Consider the following 8,893-nt stretch of genomic DNA (forward strand, 5'->3'; position numbering starts at 1 on the left):
CGGCATCGGCACCGCCCGCCATCAAGGCCCGCTATGTGCAAATCGGCCCCTCGCCGCTGCCTGCCTTGCCGCTTTTCCAAGGCGCGCTATCGGCCCTACCCATACTGGAAACCGCGGCGGCCGGCAACGGCGCCTTGACCTTTATCGCCGACGCCGACGGCGTGATCAGAAAGGTGCCTTTACTGCTGCGCTACCAAAACAGCCTGGTGCCGTCCCTGGCGGCGGAAAGTTTGCGCCTGGCCCAAAAAGCCGATAACTATACTTTGCGCAGCCAAGCGGAGGGTTTGGCTGAAATCGGCATAGGCGGCATTCGAGTACCGACCACGGCCGGCGGCGAAACCTGGATCCATTACAGTCAGCCGGACAGCCGGCGTTATATCCCGGCCTGGCAGGTGCTGGCCGGCCGGATAGACAGCAGTCAACTGCGCGGCAACATCCTGTTGATAGGCGCTTCGGCGCAAGGCCTGATGGATTTGCGCTTTAGCCCGCTGGGCGGCATCATTCCCGGCATCGAAGTTCACGCCCAGGCCTTGGAACAAATCCTCGGCGGCATATTCTTGATCCGGCCCGACTGGGCCATTGCCTGGGAAATGCTGGTCATCGTACTCGGCGGCTTGCTGATCGGCGCCATAGCCTTGGGCCGCGGCGCGATCCTTTCGTTTTTCGGTTTTGCCCTGGCCTTGCTGCTGTTGTGGGCAGGCGCCTGGCATGCTTATACCGCATTTCGCTACCTGCTCGACCCCACGGTGCCGTCGCTGATGCTGTTAACCGTCTTTCTCTTCACCAGCATTTTTCGGCATATTTACAGCGAACGCAGCCAACGCTGGGTCAAACAGGCGTTTTCGCGGTATATCTCGCCCAACCTGGTGGACTATCTGATCAGCCACCCGGAGGAGCTGGAACTGGGCGGGCAGCGCCAAACCTGCAGCTTTGTCTTCACCGATCTGGCCGACTTTACCTCGTTGATGGAAAACCTGGACCCCGGCCAAGCCGTGAGCCTGTTGAATACCTATCTGGAAAACATGATCGCCATTGCTTTTTCCCATCAGGGCACCCTGGACAGGATAGTCGGCGACGCCGTGGCCATCATGTTCTCCGCGCCCGTCAAACAGGCCGACCACCGGCGCCGCGCCATTCAATGCGCCTTGGACATGCAACGCTATGCCGGCCGCTATGCCGCCGAACTCAACGCGCAAGGTATCGCTTTCGGCCAAACCCGCATCGGCGTGCATAGCGGAGAGGTGATAGTCGGCAATTTCGGCGGCAAGACCATTTTCGACTACCGGGCCTTGGGCGACGTGGTCAATACCGCCTCGCGGCTGGAAGGCGCCAACAAATATCTCGGCACCCTGATCTGCGCCTCCGCGGCCACCTTGTCGGGTTGCGCCGATATAGCCAAGCGTCGCATCGGCCATTTGCTGGTAAAAGGTAAATCCATACCGCTAGAAGTTTACGAGCCTCTGGACAGCCGCAGCCTTGATTTTTCGGCTTTGACCGCCTATCGAGCCGCCCATGCGCTGATGCGCGCCGACCGCCCCGAAGCCGTCTCCGCCTTTCGACAATTGGCGGCATCATACCCCGGCGATAAATTGGCCGCCTTCCATCTGCAACGCCTGCTGGCCGGGCAAACCGGCGATTTGATCGAGTTGAGCCAGAAATAACTCGGCACGAAGGAGAGTGCCTAAACAGTCCCTTCTACCTCCGTACCCACGGCATAAAGGATAAAGTTGCATATTCCACCCTAAACCAGCCACCTGTTCCGATTGATTGTCGGCCAGCGATTCCAATCGCAAAACCCCACCCATTCCGTTACGATTACTCCAGTTGTGAATGACGGCTTTTGGAAGTGGCAAATTGTCGCAAACGACCCCTAGCTGCCTTTAATAGTATATGTTCGACGAGCTGGTTAGGGTCAAACAACAGACGTTCGTTAGATAAAAAGAAGCTTTATGTTGAGAGATGAAAAATATATTTCTGACTCAGGATTTTGCTTAGAGTAAAAAGTAATAATTGATGATATGATTCATATTAGTCTACTTACGTAGGCTAGGTATTAGTAAGTGGCACCCAAAATTAGAAAAGTATTTCAATTTGTCCCGTGCCAGAAAATAATCGACCGGAAACAAAGGTGAACAAACAGGAGGATTTGACGAGTATTAAGGAGTAGTTGTATTTTCAGTTTTGTAAACGCGTTCTAACAGGCTGTTGATTTTTGCAAAAAGTAAATTATTGAACACTGTATATAGTGATAAATTCCGTTTTTTTAATACTAGATACCGTGACAGTCTAATGTGAAAAATCAGTTTTCAACAGCCTGCTAACTTTGCTAACAAAGGATAATATATGAGTTTAAATGCACTATTAAAAGATATCCCGCGCTCCAAACCCTCGTCTGGGGTTGTATCGGATGAACCAACTTCTCCTCCGAACGATGGAGCTATACAGCGCGTTTGGGATTCACTCACCAAATTTATACCAACCGAAGTCCTTGCTCCATACGCAGCTGGACTCTCATTGGCATCAACTCAGCATTGGGATCCATTCACAATTTATCTGGGTTTTATTTTTGCAACATTCGGGTTGACTATATTATTTGAATTCGCTAAAGCTGCGGCAGATAAGAAGTCTTGGCCTGCTTTACCTCCTCTTATCTGGCGAGCATTCGCCGCAGCCATAGCATTTGCAGTTTGGGCGCTCTCAGTACCCACCAACCCGCTCCAGTCATCAGTAGGTGGTGCAGAAGTAGCTGGTTTTTTAGCTATGCTTGTTTCTCCCGTTATTTATGCGTTGGACACAATTGTCATGAGATTATTTGAGGTTAGTCAAAATAAGCAGTAATCGATTAACAACAGATATTTTCGGCGCATAACTAAGACGTGGCCGTTACTTTTTTCTCATGTCTATTGATGTCGAACGATTGGTATATTTATCCCTGACCTATAAATAAATCTGGGGGGGGCTATTAGAAGTTTAATGAGCGACTCTAAACTTTTTTCCACTTTGCCTTATCATTTCGGGGTTAATCAATCATTTATTACAAATTACTGAATTTTGCCAAAGGGACGTGGCGATAAATGGCAGTTGTAAATTCCGGGTCAAGGTAACTGGTTAATCGCACTAAGGCTTCTCCGAAAGAAGCAAGTTTCAATTGACTGGATACTTCTAATCCCTCCATTCCTTGCTCGTAACTGCGAACTCGATCACGCAGATATTCGATACCTGATCGAAACCATGGACAGCCGAATGACTCTAACTCCACCAACTGATTTGCTGCCTCAGCATGTTCGCCAATTCGTGCTAAATACTCTACTCTCAATGCAAGAACATCGGGTACGTGGCGGGCTAGTCGCAAGAGATTGCTCGTACATTCGTCGAGACCATTCAACTCGTTTCTCCTCAACAACACATAGCAACCCAACACTGGGCCTAACCATGACTTCAATGATTTTAGCTCTGAGCTCCCAGCGCCTATGCACCGCCCAACATAGCTGCGAGCAAAATCGGCAGCCTCCAGCGCGTTGCTGTGGTGGATGTAGCGAAGGAAAGCCGTTAGTTCCGAATCTTGAAAAAAAATGCTAACTTTGGGACGCTTCGCTTCGGAATGCTCGCCATCCTTAATTGTTGTCCGGCTGTCCCAAGACAGTCCTATGCGGGTTGTCAAGGGTCCTGGACCGTCGAACGGAATCGCAAAAAAGGTTGCGAACCCCGTATCCGGTTCCCTGACACTAACAAGAGTCTGTTCTCCTCGTCTCCGCATATTGGCGCGCAAGCTTATGCCATTAGAGGTCAAGGGCTCTGCTATCTCAGTCGCGAGACTGTAGCTTCTCAGCCAACTATCAAACCAGCGTCCACGCCAGACATGAGGATTACCCAGCAAGTTGGCTTCCACCTGCGGTTTTTCCAATTCTCCATCATTCACCATTATCTGTGTCGTCGTTTCTGCTAAAGAGCTTGCCGATGATCGAAGCGCCTTCCGCCACTCATCCAATATTCCCCCGGTTTGGCCGGACATAGTTGCGGTTCCACCTCCGTGGCCGGGAGGTGTTGGGAAAAAAGAATTCCGAGGCTCAACTACAACTCTGGTGACCTCATCATCTGCCGAAACTTTGAGCGGACCTGCGAGCACTGGCAAGGTACCATCCGGCATACGCGCAGTGACGAAATAAGTGCCTGCAGGAACCTCTACATGAGTATCTGATAGGCCAGTTGCTTTAATTGTCATATGTTTGTCACGAATCTGCATAGGCAATCGCGTTTTTGAATCGCTAAAATCGCCAACAAGATCAAATGCTAATTTCGTCAATTTTGTCACGTTACACCTCCTGAAAGATATGGCATTGCCATATCGAGAGATAACAACCAAGGATCAGGTGAGTTCGGTGTAATATATTGAACACCAAAAGTCAAAGGGTCAACAACATTAGAGATAGACCGAACCAATATCTCATACCGACCCATTGGAAGATCCTTAAATAAGTTTTGACCATTTTGGACAGGTTGCTGGACTTGGATTATCAAACCGCTATCTGACTTCAGTGTGACCAATGCGTCTTCTCTTAACTCTGGGTCCGCAATCACGAACGTAATGTCGATTAGGGGTGGGGTCTGCAACCAACACAAAATTTCCAACTTACCACTTCTTCCATAAATAGCTGCAGCCTCAATGGGATCTAACCCTCTTTGCTTCCTTCGCCGTTCGAAGAATTGTGTAAGGCTTGGGCCGGTCACAGGAAACCGAGTTTTACCTCTCGGGTGTGGTTGCCCTGGCTCCAAACCGTTGGAAGCTCCAGTTGTAACTGCTTCCAACAGCATGTCTCCAAAATAGGTCAGGTTTCCAGCGCGTGATATGGCGGTGCCACCATCTACCGTGGCAAAGTAAGCCATCCGGGTGCGCAAATCCGGGCCGTCACCTGATTCTAGGAAAGTCCCACGAACTCGAGCTAAGTCTAAGTCAGTCAGGTTTTTATCAGCAGGCTTGTTACGGCAGCAATCGAGAAAATAGAACTGAACTTTGGATATTTTTGCCTGGCTGGCGTTAGGCGCCATACCGTTTATCACGTCCAAAAACTTTAGAGTTCGATCCAAATTAGTCCAATCGGGTTCAAGAAAATCCTCCGCCAGTATGATGGCGTCATTGTTATCTGCTCGCAAACCATGTCCACCGAAGTAAAAGAAGGTGCAGCCATTAGGTTCTTGTCGCGCATCATCTCGCCAACGCCTCAGTGCATATTGAATGTTGTCACGAGTTGCCGGAGATGGAGGGTTACTCTGTGCGTCTGGATGGCCAGAGATGATTTCTTGCGGATCCGGCGATGTCAACAACCTAAGTGTCTTGAGCGGATATTCAAGTAAGGTATTGGGATCTCTTAACCATTCACCAATTTTCCACGCGGTCAGTGCAGGTGAGGCAAGTCCGCCCATTTTGAAAACCGGATCACCTATCCCGTCACTAGCTTTTGGCAAGTGACTATACGCACTGATTCCGATAACCAGAGCGTGCATTCCGGGCTTATTGTTGGCTGCCCTATTGTCCAACACCAGACTTAGGTCCTGCCTCATCAAGGGACCTATCGTTATGAGTAAATAGCATTAATCGTCGCAATGTCGCCTGGACTTAAAACTTTCCTTTGTCCCATAACAACGCCTGGTGGTAATGATGTGCGAGGTCTGATCGTGTCCGAACCATTGATGGAGAATGCCTTTGGCGGGTAATGCATGATAGAGCCAAAATCATACGCCCCGACATCCTTACCATCATGGATATGTTGATCAAAATTGTGTCGCTTTGACGAATCAACATTCGCCCAGAGAATCTCGATAAACAGGTCGCGGTCAATGCGGCTTTGTTCATGCCACAGCCCCAACGTATGCCCAATTTCATGAATCACATTGCCTTTTGAACAATTGTCGCTCAACCAAATCTCTTGCCGCCCTCCCTTCCTTCCCACCGTTGATGCACAACCATCTTGGGCAGGAACAAACACTACAAAATCAGGTTCTCCATTATGTTTAGAGAACTTAACATTTGTCTTTTGCTCCCATTCTGCAATGGCATCGGTTACACGATTTTGATTTGGCAAGGCGCCATCAATTTCGTAGGGGACAGTGTTTCCAGGCCAACGGACTCCCTGTCCTACGATAACTGTACCCAGCTTTATCGCATTTGCATCAGTCAACAAAGCAGGCTGGTTTTGGATGTCGTTAGCCAGTTCGTTCATTTCCTCCACAGTTCCAAGTATGATGCAACCTTGGACAACGACATAGTCTATGCCATTTTGGTTTACGATGCTGCCTAGAATTGGTTGCCAAGGCTGCCCTGAAGGTTTGATATAGCCTACTGCAAACCCAGAACTCGTAGGAAATTGACTAGTATTCATGTTACTCTCCCAAAAATTTTGACAGATCTAAAACGATCGTATTGTTGAAGTTTTTCAGTCATCATCCCTCTTCGCCATTAAACTCGAACGAGAGGAATCGACCAAAAACTGCATCTGGAATATGGTTCCCAAGGAATTGCCACTGTAGAAATATAATCGCCCTCCCTAAAGATTTCTCCGCCACTTGCCCATAACTCAGCCCTCAAAACATAGCGACGGTTGCTAGATACTGGGAGGGGCACGTTCAATCTAAACGGTACCTTTGTTACGCAGTCGCCAGTCACTCTTCCTTCTGTCGTTGCGACAGTAATTGAACTGACATCAACCATGGTTACATCTTCAAGGGTCACTTTAAAAAACGCATCATCTAATTTTGTCTTTAAATCAAGGGAAAGCTCGCCCTCAAGTATCAAACCGCATATGCTCACGGGATTGTTTCGGCCTAACAGGACTTGCCATTACCAAAATGGCATTAGTTACAGTTCGGGTGCTGCATCCACTCCGCAAACTTTTTAACGCATAAGACAGTTTCCTCCTTGATCGAGCCACAGCTAGCTTTGTCAACAGCTTGATCCGACGAACTATCTCCATGACTTCCTGAAGGCTGATCTGCCGCCATTCCCTTAGCCATCAATCCACCGACTTCTTTAACAAGATTCGCTGAAGACTGAATCGTTTCGTCCACCTGTGGGTCCGAATTCAGACCAATCTTCTTAGGTACTCCGGATTCATAGAATTCTACTGAAAAATCATTGCTAGCGAACCATGCAGGATCTACGTTAACAGTATAGTTTTCACCGCTTGGGACATTAACATAAACTGTTGCCATCTTTGTCTCACAGTTTTTTCCATTTTTGTCCATTGAACTTACATTCTTAGTAATCGCAATGGTCTCGAACTTTGGGACTGAAATTCCGTTACCAGTTGCATTATGTTCGATTACAAGCTCTGAAGCGCATCCACTTAGGCTAATGGTAACTACAGGAACTATTACTCTGATCCATGTGTTGATAATTTGCATGATTTCATACTCCTATTTGAGTTATACGCTCCTTATCTGGCCCGATGACTTCCCGAATGCGGAGCCATCGTGGAGCTAAACCAACCGCTGGAGCGAAGGAAGTAGGTTGGTTTGAGCACCATTTAGCCTTTTTACGGTATTGTGCTCTCAAATGCATATCCAATAGATGCAATATCCAATAGTGAGTAGTAATTTGACTCTGTCCACGGTGTAAGCTGCAATTGATCACGTGAAACGCTTGGATGACTATTCGTATGTGCTTGCTGCCATATCCACCACAGGCGATCAATTTCGCAATGATGAAGCCAGAATATTGGATCAGCAGGGGAGTAAGATGTGTTATTCATAACACCGCCCACCCACACATGAACATGGTTATGCGCAGGCAGGTCATCAGCCCAGCCTTCTAAACAAAATGTAAATTTTTCATATTCATTTGCTCCGTCGAACCTCCGACGACTTCTATCGAATGAATCGGCAAAGTTGGTTAGTATTTCATCGACTTGGTTAATGTTAGGCAAGGCGCCATTAGCACCTATTTCACGCGGCTCAATATTAGAGCCTATCCCCCCAGATCCAAACGCAGGAAAGACATCAAGTAACCACGAAGGGAAATTAGAATTTTCTGACCAACGCCAATAGGGAATACCTAAATCACTCACATCTGACCCTGTAAGCTCGGCATCAACTTTGCGTAATTCCTGTTCAAATGCAAGAAGAAACCTACGATGCCACGAAAGAAACCGATTCAATCCTAGGCGTCCCATTGCGCCGTGCATATTGTGGTGCATATTGGCGTGAATAACAGCTATGTTTTGGTAGCTTCCCCTGTGCATCATTTCCCGTAAGGCATTAATAAACCGAATTCTTTCCTCTGAAGGGAGCGTGGACTCATTTTTTCGAGTTACAACTGAAACAGAAAGAACATCTGCCGCAATATGACGAAATTCAACTTCTCCAAAGGGTGGGTCAAAAAGAAGCCAGTCACTAAAGCGTTGTTGATGAGCATGTTGATGTGACATTTACTCTCCTCTATTCGGTGAAAGACTCTAATGGATTCGTAAGCCGTTAATATCATTTCTACCATGAATTGTGTGTGGCCACAATGATTTTGTGAAATGCAAGGAATATTCGATTCTGTATATCCACTCTACGCTAAAATCGCTGTTGGAGTTTTCCATGTTGCCCGTTCCAGTGTCGCTGAGTGAGGCGTTCGAGACTCAACTTAGACAGTGGAATGTTCCGGATCAGCTTCACCACGATTTTCACTAAGTGGCTCAATTTTTATTTGGATTTTTGCACAAAGTATGCTTTTGATCCGAAACTTACCGACAGTTTTGCCGGTTTGACGAAATATTGCAGAGGGCCGTAGGATGTGCTGAACAGCGTGAAGCGCATCGTTCGCGATTGGTGCGGTTCCTAAATTCACCACACCCTATGCCTGCATTTGGCTGGACAGCAGTCTTTGGCATTTCCCATTCGTTTGTCAGCTTTT

Annotated in this window: 8 protein-coding genes; 2 read left to right on the forward strand and 6 right to left on the reverse strand. The window is 47.9% G+C overall.

Annotated features, from left to right (window positions below):
* Both NP596_RS18010 and NP596_RS18015 read left to right on the forward strand, forming a co-directional pair.
* The coding region (locus NP596_RS18010; protein WP_256616787.1) for an adenylate/guanylate cyclase domain-containing protein at window positions 1-1,661 on the forward strand (1,661 nt) is incomplete at its 5' end.
* Window positions 1,662-2,343: 682 nt separating this feature from the next.
* A complete protein-coding gene (locus NP596_RS18015) occupies window positions 2,344-2,838 on the forward strand; it encodes a hypothetical protein (protein WP_256616788.1) in 495 nt (164 codons plus the stop codon).
* 196 nt (window positions 2,839-3,034) lie between these two features.
* Here the strand turns inward: NP596_RS18015 and NP596_RS18020 are convergent, their stop codons facing one another.
* From NP596_RS18020 to NP596_RS18040, 6 genes are all read right to left on the reverse strand, one after another.
* The gene (locus NP596_RS18020; RefSeq protein ID WP_256616789.1) at window positions 3,035-4,312 is read right to left on the reverse strand and encodes a hypothetical protein; all 1,278 of its coding nucleotides are present in this window, start codon (window positions 4,310-4,312) and stop codon (window positions 3,035-3,037) included.
* Window positions 4,309-5,559 (reverse strand): caspase family protein, encoded by a 1,251-nt coding sequence (locus NP596_RS18025; protein ID WP_256616790.1) that lies wholly within the window; start codon window positions 5,557-5,559, stop codon window positions 4,309-4,311. Before NP596_RS18025 ends, NP596_RS18020 begins: the two co-directional genes overlap by 4 nt.
* A 14-nt stretch (window positions 5,560-5,573) precedes the next feature.
* Window positions 5,574-6,377, reverse strand: coding sequence for a M12 family metallopeptidase (locus tag NP596_RS18030; protein ID WP_256616791.1), 804 nt, complete (start codon window positions 6,375-6,377; stop codon window positions 5,574-5,576).
* 77 nt (window positions 6,378-6,454) lie between these two features.
* A complete protein-coding gene (locus NP596_RS22105) occupies window positions 6,455-6,805 on the reverse strand; it encodes a YbaY family lipoprotein (RefSeq protein WP_371927973.1) in 351 nt (116 codons plus the stop codon).
* A gap of 44 nt (window positions 6,806-6,849) precedes the next feature.
* A complete protein-coding gene (locus NP596_RS18035; protein WP_256616792.1) occupies window positions 6,850-7,398 on the reverse strand; it encodes a hypothetical protein in 549 nt (182 codons plus the stop codon).
* Window positions 7,399-7,529: 131 nt separating this feature from the next.
* On the reverse strand, window positions 7,530-8,420 hold the full coding sequence (locus NP596_RS18040) for a tyrosinase family protein (RefSeq protein WP_256616793.1): 891 nt from the start codon (window positions 8,418-8,420) through the stop codon (window positions 7,530-7,532).
* Window positions 8,421-8,893: the final 473 nt, after the last annotated feature.

Origin of the sequence: Methylomonas rivi (assembly GCF_024505165.1) — a bacterium.
Classification (GTDB): domain Bacteria; phylum Pseudomonadota; class Gammaproteobacteria; order Methylococcales; family Methylomonadaceae; genus Methylomonas; species Methylomonas rivi.

Bases quoted from the DNA above. Each gene is read 5' to 3' on its own strand.
- NP596_RS18015 (WP_256616788.1), top strand. From the start codon at position 2,344: ATGAGTTTAAATGCACTATTAAAAGATATCCCGCGCTCCAAACCCTCG.
- NP596_RS18025 (WP_256616790.1), bottom strand. From the start codon at position 5,559: ATGAGGCAGGACCTAAGTCTGGTGTTGGACAATAGGGCAGCCAACAAT.
- NP596_RS18030 (WP_256616791.1), bottom strand. From the start codon at position 6,377: ATGAATACTAGTCAATTTCCTACGAGTTCTGGGTTTGCAGTAGGCTAT.
- NP596_RS18035 (WP_256616792.1), bottom strand. From the start codon at position 7,398: ATGCAAATTATCAACACATGGATCAGAGTAATAGTTCCTGTAGTTACC.
- NP596_RS18040 (WP_256616793.1), bottom strand. From the start codon at position 8,420: ATGTCACATCAACATGCTCATCAACAACGCTTTAGTGACTGGCTTCTT.